Origin of the sequence: Pseudomonas sp. NPDC089734, from assembly GCF_044748865.1 — a bacterium.
Classification (GTDB): Bacteria; Pseudomonadota; Gammaproteobacteria; order Pseudomonadales; family Pseudomonadaceae; genus Aquipseudomonas.
In genome coordinates, this window is the sequence record NZ_JBIVGV010000031.1 from 1 (window position 1) to 16,758 (window position 16,758).

General features: G+C 59.1%; 12 protein-coding genes. 3 read left to right on the plus strand and 9 right to left on the minus strand.

The annotated features are described in order from the left end of the window. The 8 genes from tssC to ACIPY9_RS24060 all read right to left on the minus strand — a co-directional run. The coding region (gene tssC, locus ACIPY9_RS24025) for a type VI secretion system contractile sheath large subunit (RefSeq protein WP_400707608.1) at nt 1-856 on the minus strand (856 nt) is incomplete at its 3' end. Nucleotides 857-882: 26 nt separating this feature from the next. After that, the gene (gene tssB, locus ACIPY9_RS24030) at nt 883-1,386 is read right to left on the minus strand and encodes a type VI secretion system contractile sheath small subunit (protein ID WP_400707611.1); all 504 of its coding nucleotides are present in this window, start codon (nt 1,384-1,386) and stop codon (nt 883-885) included. A 32-nt stretch (nt 1,387-1,418) separates the two neighbouring features. Then, nucleotides 1,419-2,978 (minus strand): type VI secretion system protein TssA, encoded by a 1,560-nt coding sequence (tssA, locus tag ACIPY9_RS24035; RefSeq protein ID WP_400707614.1) that lies wholly within the window; start codon nt 2,976-2,978, stop codon nt 1,419-1,421. 799 nt (nt 2,979-3,777) lie between these two features. Beyond that, complete coding sequence (prpF, locus tag ACIPY9_RS24040) at nt 3,778-4,953, minus strand: 2-methylaconitate cis-trans isomerase PrpF (protein ID WP_400707617.1); 1,176 nt, start codon at nt 4,951-4,953, stop codon at nt 3,778-3,780. 87 nt (nt 4,954-5,040) lie between these two features. Further along, nucleotides 5,041-7,629: a Fe/S-dependent 2-methylisocitrate dehydratase AcnD gene (acnD, locus tag ACIPY9_RS24045; RefSeq protein WP_400707620.1), complete on the minus strand. Its 2,589-nt coding sequence runs from the start codon at nt 7,627-7,629 to the stop codon at nt 5,041-5,043. Nucleotides 7,630-7,697: 68 nt separating this feature from the next. Next, on the minus strand, nt 7,698-8,825 hold the full coding sequence (prpC, locus tag ACIPY9_RS24050; RefSeq protein WP_400707623.1) for a 2-methylcitrate synthase: 1,128 nt from the start codon (nt 8,823-8,825) through the stop codon (nt 7,698-7,700). 110 nt (nt 8,826-8,935) lie between these two features. Then, nucleotides 8,936-9,829: a methylisocitrate lyase gene (gene prpB / locus ACIPY9_RS24055; protein ID WP_400707626.1), complete on the minus strand. Its 894-nt coding sequence runs from the start codon at nt 9,827-9,829 to the stop codon at nt 8,936-8,938. After that, complete coding sequence (locus ACIPY9_RS24060) at nt 9,826-10,533, minus strand: GntR family transcriptional regulator (RefSeq protein WP_400707629.1); 708 nt, start codon at nt 10,531-10,533, stop codon at nt 9,826-9,828. Before ACIPY9_RS24060 ends, prpB begins: the two co-directional genes overlap by 4 nt. A 283-nt stretch (nt 10,534-10,816) precedes the next feature. Between ACIPY9_RS24060 and ACIPY9_RS24065 the strand changes: the two genes are divergently transcribed. Genes ACIPY9_RS24065 through ACIPY9_RS24075 form a run of 3 tightly spaced genes read left to right on the plus strand, consistent with a single transcriptional unit; the run spans nt 10,817 to nt 13,873 of the window. After that, on the plus strand, nt 10,817-11,353 hold the full coding sequence (locus tag ACIPY9_RS24065) for an ATP-dependent zinc protease (protein WP_400707632.1): 537 nt from the start codon (nt 10,817-10,819) through the stop codon (nt 11,351-11,353). A gap of 4 nt (nt 11,354-11,357) precedes the next feature. Next, on the plus strand, nt 11,358-12,896 hold the full coding sequence (locus ACIPY9_RS24070; protein ID WP_400707635.1) for an inactive transglutaminase family protein: 1,539 nt from the start codon (nt 11,358-11,360) through the stop codon (nt 12,894-12,896). Beyond that, the gene (locus ACIPY9_RS24075) at nt 12,896-13,873 is read left to right on the plus strand and encodes an alpha-L-glutamate ligase-like protein (RefSeq protein ID WP_400707641.1); all 978 of its coding nucleotides are present in this window, start codon (nt 12,896-12,898) and stop codon (nt 13,871-13,873) included. The genes ACIPY9_RS24070 and ACIPY9_RS24075 overlap by 1 nt, the downstream gene beginning before the upstream one ends. A gap of 32 nt (nt 13,874-13,905) precedes the next feature. On the opposite strand, the gene ACIPY9_RS24080 is transcribed toward ACIPY9_RS24075, so the two are convergent. Continuing rightward, on the minus strand, nt 13,906-16,758 hold a 2,853-nt coding region (locus ACIPY9_RS24080), incomplete at its 5' end, for an RHS repeat domain-containing protein (protein ID WP_400707638.1).

Consider the following 16,758-nt stretch of genomic DNA (forward strand, 5'->3'; position numbering starts at 1 on the left):
GGCCTTCGGAATCGACCTGATCATCCGGACCCTGCTGGTCGGCGCGCTCATCATGATGGCTGTTGGCAACGGTTTCCTTGTAGACGAAGGATTTGACCGGGTTTTCCTCTGGATCGTAAGGGTTACGCAGCAGGAAGCGCGGTACGGTCAGACCGATGTAGCGGGAGTCTTCCGACTGGCGGAAGCTCTGCCACTTGGCAAACTGCGGACCTTCGAAGTGATCCTTGAGATCCTTCAGGTCAGGCAGGCCGGTGAAGCTTTCCAGACCGAAGAATTTCGGACCGGCAGCTGCGATGAACGGCGCGTGGGACATGCAGGCTACGCTGGAAACGTACTGCATCAGTTTCACGTCCGGCGAGCTTGGCGACAGGTAGTAGTTGGCGATGATTGCGCCCACCGGCTGGCCACCGAACTGGCCGTATTCAGCGGTGTAGATGTGTTTGTACAGACCGGCCTGCATCACTTCCGGCGAGTCCTCGAAGTCGTCGAGCAGGTCCTGCTTGGAGACGTTGAGGATTTCGATCTTGATGTTTTCACGGAAGTTGGTGCGATCGACCAACAGCTTGAGGCCGCGCCATGCCGACTCCAGCGACTGGAAGTCCGGGTGATGGAGGATCTCGTCCATCTGCAGGCTGAGTTTGGCGTCGATCTCGGCGATCATGCGGTCAACCATGGCCTTCTTGACCGGCTCACCGTTGTTCTGTGGCTTGAGGAGTTCCTCGATGAAAGCCGATACGCCGCGCTTGGCAATGTCATAGGCTTCGTCGTCAGGCGTCAGGCGGGTCTCGGCGATGATGCTGTCGAGAATGCTGTACTCGGCCTCGTTACTCTTCTGCTGTGCTGCACTGGTGCTCATGGTTCTGCTTCCTTTGCTGATGGGGCTCAAGCGTCCTGCGGCTGGGCTTCGAGGCCCAGTTCACCCAGTACACGCGTACGCGATTCGTCGTCGGCGAGAACGCCTTCGATGGCCTTGCGGAATGCCGGGGCATTACCCAGCGGCCCTTTCAGGGCGACGAGGGCGTCACGTAGTTCCATCAGTTTTTTCAGTTCAGGGACCTGTTCGACCAGGCTGGCCGGGTTGAAGTCCTTCATGGAATTGACGCGCAGCTTCACAGCCAGTTCTTCGCCTTCGACACCGTCCTGCAGACGGTTAGGCACGCTCAGGGTCAACCCCAGCTCCTGTTTGGCCAGCACTTCGTCAAAGGTCATCTTGTCGATGCTGATCGGTTTGCGGTCTTCCACCTTGCGCTCATCCAGACGCTGGGTGTAATCACCGACTGCCAGCAGTTTCAACGGCAGTTCAATCTCTTCCTGAGCCCCACCGGTGGCGGGTTTGAAGGTGACGTTGATGCGTTCCTTGGGGGCGACCGAGCCTTCTTTGGCCATGGCTTTTCTCCTTGCGGTTGTGGCCCTTGGGCCTAATCGAGTACCACTTCAAGATCGAGGTGGCACAGCCTGCGATAAATCTCTTCCTTGCGTTCCCGCACTGCATGGTTCTGCGGCAACAACTCACAGCAGCTATGCAGGAGGTGCAGCACTTCCAGTGCAAGATCAGGCTCCCAGGCGTGCAAGCCTGAGTTCTGTAATTCTTGATCGAGGGTTTCCAGCTGGGTCTTGGCCAGCTCGTACTTCTTGGCCATGAAACACAGCCGCGCCAGCGTGAACTGCCAGAAAAACTTCATGCGGCCACCACGGGCGGACTGCAGCCCCTGCTTGAGAATCTGCACGGCGGCCTTGAGGCCGTCCTTGCGCAGGATCGGCAGGACTTCGTCCAGCGCCTCTTCCCATGCCGGGCGAGTAGAAGCGACCTCCTCCACCTTGCGCGGCGTGCCGGGACTTTGCAGGTGCGGCATCACATTGGTGCCGATCCAGCGGCGGGTGGCCGGGTCGGCGAAGGGCGCACCATCGTGGAAGCGAAGCTCCACCACACCCGGCAATCGTTGCAGCAGCAATGCGAAATGGATCTCCACTTCACGCATTGCGTGCTCGGCGTTCAGCTCCAGCAGGCACTCCCAGACCATACGCTGGCCGTCGAACCAGAACGGAGCCTTGGAAAGACTGGCTTCCAGTTCCATGACCAGATCCGCGTACTGGCCGTTGGCAAAGCGGTCCTGATAAGACTTGAGCTTGTCGGCCGGCAGCCCGCGCAGAGCCGTGATCTGCTCGGCATTGCGCTCGGGCACCGCTTCGATGGGCAGCCAGAGGAGAGTCCGGCCGAGCCGTATGGCCCGCACATCGGTGGCTTTCTGCTTGAGCCACCAGGTTGCCAGAGGACGTGCGTTTTCCTGCAACCCACGCAGCGCTTTCTGGGCCTCTCTCTCGTTTTCGACAGGTGCGCCGGGGGTCAACAACTGGGTGGCGGCCTGCTTGACCTGCGCCACGGCGGCCCCGACCACACCGGGCTCCGGCTGATTGTCGGCAGCGCGCATGACCAGGCTCGACAACCGGCGGCAGAGCGGCAGCAAGAGCGGTGCATCGTCCGCCAGGTGCCCGGTCAGCGCAGCATCGAGACCTTCGAGATGCTCCACCAGACGACGGAAGAGCGGAAGCTGCTCCTTGATCGCGACATTTTCGTTGAGCACCTGTTCGAGACGTGGCACCAGCCAGCTGATCGCGGCAGCACGCGTACGCGGCTTGCCAGGATGGATTTCGCTCCAGTGGTGTTCGCACAGGTGTTGCAGCAGGCCGATACCGGCCAGCAATCCGGGGAAGGATTCACGTTGATAAAGCGCCCAGGTCAACCAGGCAGCCGCTCGCAGATCCTTGGACTGGGTACGCAGTAGCGCTTCGCTGTTTTCGCGGATTTTCAGCCAGTCGATCTGGCCGCTTTCATGGACTGACTGGGCCTTGCCCAGCTCGCTTTCCAGGGCCTCGTACTCAACCGAAAAGCGAACATCCTCACCCGCAAAACTCTCGTTGGAAACAGAGGTTTTAGCGAGCTCGAGGTAATGAGCCGAAAGTTTGCTTGAGTAGGACATCCATGGCCTTTGAATGATGATGATCTATCCGCTTGCGCCACTCGCAAACACGGCATACACCATTAGAGCAATCCACCGATACTTACTCGAAAGTATCCTGCCCCGATGAAAACGGCTTGCATCCTATACCGCCGTAATAGCCCTTTGCAATCTTCCTACCGGCATGTAAAGAGTAAAAATTCTTATCAGACGGGGATTAGACGGGGTTTCCAGGAGAGAAATGAACAGCGCTCACACCGAAGTACGAGTGCCAACAATCAACAACCTGGCTTGCCAATAACCTTTCAATCCTTACTGTCTTTATGCATACAGCCTTTTCTCATATCCGATCATGATGCCATTGAGAAAACAGCCTTAAAACCTTAAAAAATGCCTGCATCACCTTGAAAAACAAAGAAAAAACCTAAACCCCCCCCACAATTCACATTGAAAAAACAACGTCAAAAACTCGACAAGCCACAACTACAACGCCTCGAATCGACAATAAACCGAACATGCTTTTCGTCATATACGCTTCACAAAGTTGTGAATCGATTAAGTTTTCTCACGTACCCTTTCGAGGAAAAAACCTGCTTTTTCACCCGCCGCATGAACTTTTTATATCCAGTGAAAAATGTTTCACCTCGTTGCCGATTCCGCAGCCTGGCTTCATAACTTTATCGTTTAAGTGATGCCTTCTGCCGCATCAGAGAGTATGAAAAACACAATCAAGTAATTTCAAAGTGCCATCATGAGTTCATATAAAAGAATAGCGAGCCGCCTTCCATGGCCACTCCATGACAACTGAAGGTTTCCCCTCTTATTGCGGGACCCGCACCCATCCTTCCATCAAGACCCTGGCACTGCGACTCATGATGGCCTTGGTGACTGACCACTCGCCTGCTTCCTGTCGAGCCTGGGCACCCACACGCAAGGTTCCAGAGGGGTGACCGAACACCACCGACTCACGCTCACCTCCGCCTGCCGCGAGGTTGACCAGCGTACCGGGAATGGCTGCTGCCGTTCCGATGGCCACCGCTGCCGTTCCCATCATGGCGTGATGCAGCTTGCCCATGGACACGGCCCGCACCAGCAAATCAACACTCTCCTTGCTGACCTTTTTTCCGCTGGAAGACACATGGTCGGCCGGTGCGGCCACGAAAGCGACCTTGGGGGTATGCTGGCGAAGTTCGGGATCGTCGACACGGCTGATCAGCCCCATGCGCAAGGCTCCATGAGCCCGTATGGCTTCCAGTTTTGCCAGCGCCCGGGGGTCGCCATTGATATCGCCCTGCAACTCGGTGCCGGTGTAGCCCAGATCGGCTGCATTGACGAAAACTGTCGGTATGCCGGCATTGATCAGGGTCGCTCGCAGCGTGCCGATGCCTGGCACCTGCAGCTCATCGACCAGTTGACCACTGGGGAACATTGACCCGCCGGCCCCCTCCTCGTCAGCGGCCGGGTTCAGAAACTCCAGTTGCACCTCCGCGGCCGGAAACGTCACACCATCCAGCTCGAAATCGCCGGTCTCCTGCACCTCACCGTCCGTCATGGGGACATGAGCAATGATGGTCTTACCGATATTGGCCTGCCAGATACGCACGACAGCGACGCCATTGCGCGGAACCCGGGCAGCGTCCACCAAGCCCTGACTGATGGCAAACGATCCCACGGCCGCGGAAAGATTGCCGCAGTTACCGCTCCAGTCGACAAAAGGCCTGTCGATGGAAACCTGCCCGAACAGGTAATCGACATCGTGATCCGCCTTGCTGCTGCGCGACAGAATGACGGTCTTGCTGGTACTGGAGGTCGCGCCCCCCATGCCATCGATCTGCTTTTCGTAAGGATCGGGGCTGCCGATCACCCGCAGCAGCAAGGCATCACGGGCAGCGCCGGGGACCTGCGCAGCTTCAGGCAGGTCCAGCAGATTGAAGAACACGCCTTTGCTGGTGCCGCCACGCATGTAAGTGGCCGGAATTCTGATCTGTGGCTTCATTGGTGATTTCCTTGAAGGGTGAACCCCGCAGGAGCGAATTCATTCGCGAAAAACCGTTCGCGAATGAATTCGCTCCTACAGGACGTGTCAGGCTTGTGCAGATTCCAGGAAGTCCTGGGCGAAACGTTGCAGCACGCCGCCCGCTTCATAGATGGACACTTCTTCGGCGGTATCCAGGCGGCAGGTCACGGGCACTTCCAGTTGCTCACCGTTACGGCGCCGGATCACCAGTGTCAGCGTGGCACGGGGTGTACGCTGGCCGATCACATCGAAGGTTTCGCTGCCGTCGATCCCCAGGGTCAAACGATTGGTGCCCGACTTGAACTCCAGGGGCAACACGCCCATGCCCACCAGATTGGTCCGGTGAATGCGCTCGAACCCTTCGGCTGCAATCGCTTCGACACCCGCCAGACGCACTCCTTTGGCCGCCCAGTCCCGCGATGAGCCCTGACCATAATCGGCACCGGCAATGATGATCAGCGGCTGCTTGCGCTCCATGTAGGTTTCGATGGCCTCCCACATGCGAGTCACCTTGCCTTCCGGCTCGATACGGGTCAGCGAGCCTTTCTTGACCTTGCCGTCCACCACGGCCATCTCGTTGACCAGTTGCGGGTTGGCGAATGTAGCGCGCTGCGCCGTGAGGTGGTCGCCCCGGTGCGTGGCATAGGAGTTGAAGTCTTCTTCCGGCAGGCCCATCTTCGCCAGGTACTCGCCCGCCGCGCTGTCGGGCAGGATGGCGTTCGAGGGCGACAGGTGATCGGTGGTGATATTGTCCGGCAGCACCGCCAGCGGGCGCATGCCCTTGAGGGTTCGTTCACCGGCCAGCGCACCTTCCCAATAAGGCGGACGACGGATATAGGTGCTCATGGCGCGCCAGTCATACAGCGGCTCGACCCGGGAGCCGCTGTCCTCTTCAAGGGCGAACATCGGAATGTAGACCTGGCGGAACTGCTCCGGCTTGACGGAGGCACGAACCACCGCATCGATCTCCTCATCACTCGGCCAGATATCCTTCAGACGGATTTCCCGGCCATCGGCAATCCCCAGTACATCGTTCTCGATATCGAAACGGATGGTGCCGGCAATGGCATAGGCCACCACCAGCGGTGGCGAGGCCAGAAACGCCTGCCGGGCATAAGGATGAATGCGCCCGTCGAAATTGCGGTTACCGGACAGCACAGCTGTGGCGTACAGGTCGCGGTCGATGATTTCCTGCTGGATCTTCGGCTCCAGCGCACCGGACATGCCATTGCAGGTGGTGCAGGCAAAGGCCACGACACCAAAGCCCAATTGCTCAAGCTCGGAAGTCAGGCCCGCTTCGTCCAGGTACAACGCAACCGCCTTGGAGCCGGGTGCCAGCGATGATTTCACCCAGGGTTTGCGACTCAGCCCCAGACGATTGGCGTTGCGGGCCAGCAGACCGGCCGCGATCACGTTGCGCGGGTTGCTGGTGTTGGTGCAACTGGTGATGGCGGCGATGATCACGGCCCCATCGGGCATTTTCCCCGGCACGTCCTGCCACTGCCCGGCAATGCCCCTGGCTGCCAGTTCCGTGGTGGCGACCCGGGCATGGGGGTTGGACGGCCCGGCCATGTTGCGCACGACGCTGGAGAGGTCAAAGCTCAACACCCGCTCGTACTCGACCTGCCCGAGACTGTCGGACCACAGCCCCGTATGCCGTGCGTACAGTTCCACCAGGCGGATCTGCTCGTCTTCACGCCCGGTGAGTCGCAGGTAGTCGATGGTCTGTTGATCGATGGAAAACATCGCGGCAGTAGCACCGTACTCCGGCGCCATGTTGGAAATGGTCGCCCGGTCTCCCAGCGTCAGGCTCGAGGCACCTTCGCCGTAAAACTCCAGATAGGCACCCACCACCTTCTGTTTGCGCAGGAATTCAGTCAGGGCCAGCACCACGTCCGTGGCAGTAATGCCCGGCTCACGCCGACCGGTCAGTTCAACCCCGACGATATCCGGCAGACGCATCCAGGAAGCACGCCCGAGCATCACGTTCTCGGCTTCCAGCCCTCCCACGCCAATGGCGATAACGCCCAACGCATCGACATGGGGAGTGTGGCTGTCAGTCCCTACCAACGTATCGGGAAAGGCCACGCCTTCGCGGACCTGCACCACGGGCGACATTTTTTCCAGGTTGATCTGGTGCATGATGCCGTTGCCCGGCGGGATCACTTCGACATTCTTGAACGCCTTTTTGGTCCAGTCGATGAAGTGGAAACGGTCTTCGTTGCGACGGTCCTCGATGGCCCGGTTCTTCTCGAAGGCCTGTGGGTCGTAGCCCCCACACTCCACCGCCAGCGAGTGGTCGACGATCAGTTGCACCGGCACCACCGGATTGACCAGCGCCGGGTCGCCCCCCTGTGAAGCAATGGCATCACGCAGCCCGGCAAGGTCCACCAGCGCGGTCTGGCCCAGAATGTCATGGCACACCACCCGAGCCGGAAACCAGGGAAAATCCAGGTCCCGCCTGCGCTCGATGAGCTGGCTCAACGAGGCCTTCAGGGTCGCGGGCTCACAGCGACGCACCAGGTTTTCGGCCAATACCCGAGAGGTATAAGGCAACAGGTCATAGGCACCGGGCTTGATGGACTCGACGGCCGCACGGGCATCGAAGTAATCCAGCGAGGTACCGGGGAGCGGCTTGCGGTATTCAGCATTCATGGCACAGAGACTCGATCACGGAATGGGTAAATGGAGAGGGGAACTCATGAGCGGCTCCCCTTCCCCGGTCAGCGCTGTTCGAGGGGAACGAAACTGCGCTGTTCGACACCGACATACTCGGCGCTCGGGCGGATGATGCGGTTGTTGGCACGCTGCTCGAAAACATGGGCAGCCCAGCCGGTCAGGCGCGAACAGACGAAAATGGGCGTGAACAGCTTGGTGGGAATGCCCATGAAGTGATACGCCGAGGCATGGTAGAAGTCGGCATTGGGAAACAGTTTCTTCTGCTCCCACATGGTCTTGTCGATGGCTTCGGATACCGGGAACAGCACCGTATCGCCCACTTCGTCGGCAAGCTTCTTCGACCAGCCCTTGATGACCTCGTTACGCGGGTCGGACTCCTTGTAGATCGCATGGCCGAAGCCCATGATCTTTTCCTTGCGTTCCAGCATGCCCAGCGTGCCCCTGGTCGCCTCTTCGGCCGAGCCGAAACGCTGGATCATTTCCATGGCCGCCTCGTTGGCACCGCCATGCAACGGGCCGCGCAGGCTGCCGATGGCCGCCGTGATGCAGGAATACAGATCCGACAGAGTCGAGGCGCAGACCCTGGCGGTAAAGGTCGAGGCGTTGAACTCGTGCTCGGCGTAGAGAATCAGCGAGACGTCCATGACCTTGCGATGCAGTTCGCTGGGCGATTTGTCGAGCAACAGGTGCAGGAAGTGGCCGCCGATGGAGGCCTCGTCGGTCACGCAATCGATGCGTTTGCCATCATGGGTGAAGCGATACCAGTAGCACATGATGGCCGGAAAGGCCGCCAACAGACGGTCAGTGGCATCACGCTGTTGCTCGAAGCTCTGCTCCGGCTCAAGGGTGCCGAGCATCGAAGCGCCGGTACGCATCACGTCCATGGGATGAGTGCTGGCCGGAATGCGCTCCAGCACCTCTTTCAGGGCCTGGGGCAAGTCGCGCAGCCCCTTGAGGCGGTCCATGTAAGCGGTCAGTTGTGTGCGGGTCGGCAGTTCGCCGTACAGCAACAGATAGGCCACTTCCTCGAAACGCGCCTCGGCGGCCAGTTCCCGAACGTCATAGCCGCGGTAGGTCAGCCCCGCGCCGGCAAGCCCGACGGTGGACAAGGCAGTCTGTCCGGCAACCTGGCCTCGCAGGCCGGCACCGCTCAATACTTTTGCTTCAGCCATTGCATTCTCCAGTTCTTGAAATTGTCGGAAATTGGCAATTCGTTTTTTTCGCGGATGAATCCGCTCCAGCAAACCGTGCAGGAACGAATTCATTCGCGAATGACCTCACATCACCCCTTCTTCTGCGCAAACAGCGCGTCCAGTTTTTGCTCGAACGTGTGATAGTCGATGGCGTCATACAGCTCCATGCGGGTCTGCATGGTGTCGACCACGTGCTTTTGCGTGCCGTCACGACGAATGGCGCCATAGACGTTTTCCGCCGCCTTGTTCATGGCGCGGAATGCAGATAAAGGATAGAGCACCAGCGATACGTCAGCGCCGCGCAGCTCTTCGACCGTGAACAGCGGCGTGGCGCCGAACTCGGTGATATTGGCCAGGATCGGCACGCCGGCCCGGTTGGCAAACTGCTTGTACATGCTCAGTTCGGTAATGGCTTCGGGAAAGATCATGTCGGCCCCGGCTTCGATGCAGGCCGCCGCCCGCTCCAGCGCCGACTCCAGCCCTTCGACCGCCAGGGCATCGGTACGCGCCATGATGACGAAACTGTCGTCGGTCCGCGCATCGACCGCCGCCTTGATACGATCGACCATCTCCTGCTGCGAAACGATTTCCTTGTTGGGACGATGCCCGCAACGCTTGGCCCCCACCTGATCCTCGATATGGATGGCCGCCGCGCCCGCCTTGATCATCGACCGGACGGTCCGCGCCACATTGAACGCCGACGAACCGAAACCGGTGTCCACATCCACCAGCAGGGGCAGATCGCAGACATCGGTAATACGCCGCACATCCGTCAGCACATCGTCCAGCCCGGTGATACCCAGATCCGGCAGCCCCAGGGAGCCGGCCGCCACCCCGCCGCCGGACAGATAGATGGCCTTGAAGCCGGCTCGTCTGGCCAGCAGTGCATGGTTGGCATTGATCGCCCCGACCACTTGCAACGGCTGCTCGGTGGCAACCGCATCACGGAAACGCTGGCCGGGAGTTTTATTGTCGTGACTCATTTTTCACCTCGGTCGGGAGCCGCCTGGTAATGGCGCTCGATATTGCGTCTGGAAGCGCCGATGTGGCGGCGCATCAACAATTCGGCCAGTTCGCCATCACGATCGGCAATCGCATCCAGAATGCGATGGTGTTCGGCAAAGGCCTGGCGCGGACGATTGGGGGTGGTGGAAAACTGGATGCGGTACATGCGCACCAATTGATAAAGCTCGCCGCAGAGCATCTGGCTGAGGGTCTTGTTGCCGCTGCCCTGGATGATCCGGTAATGGAAATCGAAATCCCCTTCCTGCTGGTAATAGCCCAGCCCGGCCTGAAACGCGGCATCGCGCTCGTGGGTATCGAGAACCTGACGCAACTCATCGATCTGTTCGACCGTCATCCGCTCGGCTGCCAGACGACAGGCCATGCCTTCGAGGGATTCACGAATCTCGTACAGCTCGATCATCTCGGCATGGCTGAGTGACACGACGCGAGCGCCCACATGCGGAACCCGCACCAGCAGCCGCTGCCCTTCCAGGCGGTGGATGGCTTCGCGTAACGGCCCGCGACTGATGCCGTAGGTCCGGGCCAGTTCCGGTTCGGAGATCTTGCTGCCCGGGGCGATCTCACCCTTGACGATGGCCGCCTGAATGCGCCGGAAGACGTTCTCGGACAGGGTTTCCGAATCGTCTGCGCAAGCCACGGGCGCTTCGACTGCACTCCGCATATTGTCGACACCTTTAAAGTTACATGTCGACAAATCTAGTAAATGCAGCAGATCCCGTCAAAGGAAAACTCAGGATTGTCGACAATCATTCGGAAAAGCCTGACAGCCTTTAATGACCTGCAGCCGGACGACAGGCAGGGATGACTGGCATCCCGAGACCTTCATGTTAGAATGCCCGCCGCATCTGCCGAGTGCAGCACTTCAAAGGATACGGCCTGCCAGATACGTCGGGATGAAAGCCTGCGCTGCGGCCCTGAAGTTTACGCCTGTCGCGCAAGGACCTATGAGACTCGAATTCCTCACCACGCTACTGTGTCTGCTGTTTCTTCCTGCCATATGCACCGCCTCCAGCAAGACCGTCTATGGCCTGAACGAATACGCCAGACTCCTCAACATTGATCTTGAGGTCGCCGCCAAACTCGACACCGGCGCCAAGACCGCTTCGTTGAGTGCCCGTGACATCAAGCATTTCAAACGTAACGGCGAGACCTGGGTCAGGTTCTATCTGGCCATCGACAACAGCCATACCCACCCTATCGAGCAGCCCCTGACCCGCATCAGTCAGATCAAGCGACGGGCGGACGACGTCGACCCGGACGACGAGAAGAAATACAGCGCCCGACCGGTGATCAGTCTCGATATCTGCATGGGTGAAGTTTTACGCACCATAGAAGTGAACTTGACCGACCGAAGTGCTTTCCAATACCCGCTTTTGATTGGCTCCGATGCCCTCAAACGCTTTGATGCGCTGGTCGATCCAAGCCTTAAATTTGTGGCGGGCAAGCCCGCCTGTGCCTCCGTCGTTCAAAACGCAGAGTAAATACATGCGCTCTCTTACCCTTCATCTGAAACTCCTGATCACGTTCCTGGTGACGCTGGGCATCGCGATCACGGCCTATCAGATCGTCATCCTCGGCATTCCGCTGACCGAGGATGAAACCGACGACCTGTGGAACATCGACGCCAAGGTGGAGTTCCAGGCCAACAGCCGGGAATCGATCAAGATCCAGATGTTCGTCCCGCCCCTGACCACGGACTACATCAGCCTCAACGAAAGCTTCATTTCCAATAATTACGGGGTAAGCGTCAACCGCGTCGACGGCAATCGCAAGGTGACCTGGTCTTCACGCCGCGCCAACGGCAATCAGACGCTGTATTACCGGCTGGTGCTGACCAAGCGCTACGGTGCGGACAAACCCAAGAGCAAGGGCCCGATCTTCCGCGACAGCATCCCGGTAGCAGGCGCCGAGAAAATCGCGGCCGAGGCCCTGGTCGCTCCCATTCGTCGCCACTCCGCGGACGTCGAAACCTTTATCAGCGAGGCCATCAAGCGCGTCAACAACCTCAACGACGACAACGCCAAGCTGCTGCTGGGCGGCGACACTTCAGCCGCGAAAAAGGCCCAGATCACTGAACTGCTGCTGTCCTTGGCCCACGTGCCCATGGAAAAGATCCACACCATCCGCCTGATCGCCGACCAGCCGCAGAACCCGGAACTCTGGCTGCGCAGTTTCAACGGCAAGGAGTGGCTGTATTTCAACCCGGATACCGGTGAATCCGGCCTGCCGGATGACCGCCTGCTGTGGTGGACCGGCGACGAGAACCTGATCAGCATCGATGGCGGTCGCAAGGCCACGGTCAGCTTCAGCCTCAACAACAGCGAAATGAATGCCATGCGGCTGGCCAAGCTGACCGACGAAAGCACCGATTCGGACTTTCTCTCCTATTCGCTGTACGGCCTGCCGCTGCAAACCCAGCAGACCTTCATGATCATGGTGATGATCCCGATTGGCGTGCTGGTCATCCTGATCCTGCGCAATCTGGTCGGCCTGCAGACACTGGGCACCTTCACCCCTGTGCTGATCGCCCTGGCCTTCCGGGAAACCCAGTTGGGGTTTGGCATCGCACTGTTCACTGTGATCACAGCATTGGGCCTGTCGCTGCGCTCCTACCTTGAGCACCTGAAGCTCCAGATGCTGCCGCGCCTGTCGGTGGTCCTGACTTTTGTCGTGGTATTGATTGCGGCCATCAGCCTGTTCAGTCACAAGCTGGGCCTGGACCGAGGCCTGTCGGTGGCGCTGTTCCCGATGGTGATCCTGACCATGACCATCGAACGTCTGTCGATCACCTGGGAAGAGCGCGGTGCCAGTCACGCCCTGAAAGTGGCCATCGGCACGCTGTTCGCCGCCTCCCTGGCGCACCTGATCATGACCGTGCCGGAGCTGGTCTACTTCGTGTTCACCTTCCCGGCCGTGCTGCTGGTGCTGGTCGGTTTCATGCTGGCAATGGGCAGGTACCGTGGTTATCGCCTGACCGAACTGCTGCGCTTCAAGGCCTTCCTCAAGACAGAAGACGCCAAATGATCGGTTTGTGGAAGACCTGGAAAGCCCTTGAAGCCAAGGGCATCATGGGCATCAACCGGCGTAACGCCGACTACGTGCTCAAATACAACAAGCGCAGCCTGTACCCGATTGTCGATGACAAGATCATCACCAAGGAACGAGCCATGCAGGCCGGTATTCATGTGCCGGAAATGTATGGCGTCATTTCAACGGAAAAGGAAATCGACCGGCTCGGCGAGATCCTCGATCGGCACAGCGACTTCGTCATCAAGCCCGCCCAAGGGGCTGGCGGCGACGGCATCCTGGTGGTGGCCGACCGTTTCGAGGGGCACTATCGGACGGTGTCGGGCCGTATCATCACCCACTCGGACATCGAGTATCAGGTGTCCAGCATCCTCACCGGGCTGTATTCGCTGGGCGGGCATCGCGACCGGGCACTGATCGAATACCGGGTCATCCCGGACCAGATATTCAAGAGCATCAGTTATGAAGGCGTGCCGGATATCCGCATCATCGTGCTGATGGGCTACCCGGTCATGGCCATGTTGCGCCTACCGACGCGCCAGTCCGGCGGCAAGGCCAACCTGCATCAGGGTGCCATTGGCGTCGGCGTAGGCCTGGCCAGCGGCGTGACCCTCGAAGGCACCTGGCTCAACAGCATCATCAACAAGCACCCCGACACCACCAATGCCGTGGACGGCGTACAACTGCCCTACTGGAACGGCTTCATGAAACTCGCCGCCCAGTGCTACGAGCTATGCGGCCTGGGCTACATAGGCGTCGACATGGTGCTGGACCAGGAAAAAGGCCCGCTGATCCTGGAACTCAATGCCCGCCCCGGCCTGAACATCCAGATCGCCAACAACTGCGGATTGACTCACAGGACCCAGGCGGTTGAGGCGCACCTTGAAGAGCTGGCGCGCCAGGGGATTCAGGAAACACCTGAGGAACGGGTCCGATTCGTACAAGAGGTGTTTGGGCATGAGCTTGTGAGATAACTCTTTTTTTCGTTATTCAAGACTTACTAGAGCTAGAGCAAGTCAGGATTGACAGCGATATTTGTCTGCGGCTTATAGGACACAGGCTTAAGAGTTCTAACGGCTTGGTTTCCTGACCTAATGACTTGGTACATCCGTTCGGGATTATCGAGGAAAACACTTTCCAGATCAGATATACGGGTATCTGATCGAACAGAAGCCGCTTGACTCGCCGCCAGTCGAACATTCCTCGCAGCATTCAATTGAGCCCCAGTAACGAACTCATCCGCAGGCATGGGCAAACCCGGTACTGCCACGGCAGGATCAATAGCCCTGGGACCTGCAGTGATCACGTTCGGAGCTCCCTGAATGCGCGGGGTTGCAGCTATAACTTTTCTATAAGAATGAGCCGCTGTCTGTATATAAGTCCCGATCCCTGCTACGGCACTCACAACCCCCAATCCCGCCGAAACATATCCCAGAATATCTCCAGTGCCGGAATCGGGGGAGAGAGCCGAGGTTACGCCACTGGCAATACCCGTCACTCCAGATGCAATCCCAACTACAAGCGACGCTTGTGCAGAAGTACTCATCGCAGCCCAAGCGGCAGCTATCCCAGTACCTGCCGCAGTTGCCGCCGCCCCCAACGTGGCAACACTAACAACAATACCGACGGCCGAAAGCCCAATACCAATGAACGGCATCAACCACCTCGGCAAATGCCCATCCGGGTCCAGATAGTTGACCGGGTCCCCCAGGCAGTACGCATACGGGTTCACCCCTCCCCGATCGAACGGGCTCAGACTATCGGGGCCATGAAACCGCATCAGTACCGGGTTATAGGCCCGATAGCCCTGGCCAAGCAGGTACCAGCCGGTGGAGGGCTCACGCAGTTCGCCATTGAAGGCCGACAGGCCGGGCCCTGCAAAATGACCATAGGCGGTGTAGTCGAGGGGCGTGACCTTGTCTGTATCCGCTTCGGCCATGACCGTATTCTTGGCATCGGTTACCAGCAGTGATGTCGACGCTGTTGTGCCGCCCTGCCGTTCGGCCAGCAACGTGTCGAAACTTCGGATAAAGGTGCGTGGCTGCGAGCCCTGCAACCGGTTCACCAGTTGCCCCTCTCGATAGAAACGCTGCTCCTGGACACCGGCCTCGCTGGCGCGGATCAGGCTGTCCTGTGCGTCATAGCCATAATCCACCACAGGCGAGCCATCGTTTGCGGACACGGCGAGCAATCGCCCCAGAGCGTCGTAGGTCAGTGCCCGTCCGGCCTCGTCGAGGATCAGGTTGCCGTCGGCGTCGTAATCGAATTCAAGACGGGCGGGATAATCGGTGTGACTGTTGCTCACGGCACTGAGCTGGTTCGGGTCTTGCCCGGCATATTCGTAGAGGGCCGTATTGTGGCCACCGGGAAACACCGTTTCGACACTCAGCAGGTTATCGAAGGCATCGAACCTGAATGTCTGGCTCTGGACCTGCTTACCCTGCGGGTCCAGCGGCATACGGGGGCCGGTAGCGGTGTACAACTCCAGCCGCCCCCGGGAATCGTAAGCGAAGGTTTCGTCCCGCAGCAGCGTACTGCCTTCACTCAAGGTGCGCCGCTCCAGATGACTGGCAGCGTCATAGGCCTGAGTCAGTGTCTGCGTGTCCCCTCCCGGCAGGATAAAGCTGCGTACGACCTCCCGACCAATATCGTCGTACTCCAGAGCAACACCCAGATTCTGATTGCCTTCCACGGTGTCGATACGGTCGAGCAAGCCTTGGACGTTGTAACCAAAAGTCGATGTCAGAGAATCGGCATGAAGTTTTTCGAGCCGTCCCATGGCGTCATAGGCACAGGTCTGGGTCTGACCCAGCACGTCGGTATAACCGAGCAACCGTCCCTTGAGGCTGTACCGGTATTGCATGGCATAAACCTCGCCGGCCAGCAGCCTTCTCTCCTCTCGGATCTCGCCAGTGCTGTAGTAATCACGCTCCAGTTCCTGATCCTGTTCCTTGCTGCTCAACAGACGGGCATTCTGGGGATCGTAGGTGTAATCGGCCGTACTGCTCGATATCTTGCGCTGGACGGGTTGCTCGCCCAATGGCGGCAGGTAGACATAATCGATGGTTTCTCCAGCAGGTGTATGTACCTTGCCTGGCTGTAGCTGAGGCCCCACATATTCGTAGCGGCTGGCGCGCCCTCCGGTGATCGAGCCTGTCATGCGCTTCAACCCATCGAATGCCTGTTCACCCACCACCACACCGTTGACCGCAATCGATACAGGCAAATCTTCACGACTGTGCAAGGCGCAAGTACGCTCGATCAGCGCATCGTCAGGCAGGCGACTGGAAAGCAGCCGGTCAAAGGCGTCATAGGCAAATTCCCGGTCATTACCCAAGGCATCCACCTGTCCGAAGGTACGCCCCAGACCATCGTAGACCGTGGTTTCCAGGCTGATCCGCGAACCGTCCAGTGCCAGACGCTCGATCGACTCGGGCTTGTCGAACAGATTGTTCACGGTAACCGTCTTGCCCATCCCCGCCTGCCATTCGGTGGTGGTGCGTTTGACGGGATCCTCGACCTTGTGCCGCTCGATCAGGTCCGGGCCGGTGACACTGCGTTGCGCCCCCCAATCGTCGTACTGATAGGTGCTTTTCAAGGGCAGATCATCCTGTTCGAGCCAGTCCAGCTCAATCTCCTCGATCAATTGCCCGAGCGTGTCATAGGTGGCGGTGTACGTCTGGCGCAAACCGGGGTCCTGACTGCCGCTGTCGGCATCCTCACGTCGCTCTTCCACCACCCGATTCAGCCCGTCGAGCAGGGTCCGGGTCTTCACGCCCTTGACGTCGGTCACCTCCTGTTCGGCCTGCTGACCGTCCACCGCGCTGAGCACATAGCGGTAATGTCGGGTGGCTTCATA